This is a genomic window from Sporosarcina sp. P29 (assembly GCF_002743265.1).
Taxonomy (GTDB): Bacteria; Bacillota; Bacilli; order Bacillales_A; family Planococcaceae; genus Sporosarcina.
Map to the genome: position 1 here is coordinate 1 of NZ_PDYX01000078.1, position 455 is coordinate 455.

The following is a 455-nucleotide window of genomic DNA, read 5'->3' on the forward strand; positions in this document are numbered from 1 at the left end:
GCGGGGTCGTTTAAAGGGCTGTGGCGTAACCGCAAAGCTTTCCTGATGGTTCTCGGGTTCACCGCGGGCGGTTCTCTCAGCTTTTACACCTTCACCACCTACATGCAAAAATATCTGGTGAACACCACGGGCATGCACGCCAACGTCGCCAGCGCTATCATGACCGCCGCGTTGTTCGTCTTTATGCTGATTCAGCCACTTATTGGCGCGCTCTCCGATAAAATAGGGCGTCGAACATCAATGCTGATCTTTGGCGGCATGTCCGCGTTATGTACTGTTCCCATTTTAACTGCGCTTCAGCACGTTTCCTCACCGTATGCCGCCTTTGGTCTGGTCATGCTGGCGATGGTCATTGTCAGTTTTTACACATCGATCAGTGGGATCCTGAAGGCTGAGATGTTCCCGGCACAGGTACGCGCTTTGGGGGTAGGGCTTTCTTATGCGGTCGCCAATGC

At 53.6% G+C, this 455-nt stretch carries 1 protein-coding gene; it reads left to right on the plus strand.

The features are described 5' to 3' along the window. A partial coding sequence (locus tag CSV68_RS16625) for an MFS transporter (protein ID WP_143561024.1) occupies window positions 1–455 on the plus strand: 455 nt, incomplete at both ends.